The 328-nt window shown below is 54.3% G+C and carries 1 pseudogene; it reads right to left on the bottom strand.

Annotation, left to right across the window (positions count from 1 at the left end):
• Positions 1-67: 67 nt before the first annotated feature.
• Positions 68-328: pseudogene (locus EN804_RS35700) on the bottom strand (DUF3108 domain-containing protein); the annotation flags it as partial.

Raw genomic sequence — 328 nt, 5'->3', positions numbered from 1 at the left:
CCTCTCCCTGGCGGCGAGAAAAAATACGCCGCAACGTCTGCTTTTCTTACACTACCATCAGCCTTAGTCAGCCGCCGTATTTCGTGGCGGTGATGTAGACCTGTCCCACCCGCGTCGGGATGATCGCATAAACAGGCGCATAGACATCCATGTTGTTCGACTTGGCGAACCAGATCTCCATCGAAATGGATTTCAGATATTCGATATCCTTGCGCCCCTGCCGGTAACCCGACTTCGGCACGTAACGCGCCTTGCAGACGATGGCGTCGCCATTAAAACCATTGGTCTTGAACGGCTTGGTGCCGCTGGAGCTCAAAACGAGATCGAG

The organism is Mesorhizobium sp. M8A.F.Ca.ET.161.01.1.1, from assembly GCF_004792105.1.
In the GTDB taxonomy this organism is placed as follows: domain Bacteria; phylum Pseudomonadota; class Alphaproteobacteria; order Rhizobiales; family Rhizobiaceae; genus Mesorhizobium.
This window is presented reverse-complemented; position numbering and strand designations above follow the sequence as displayed.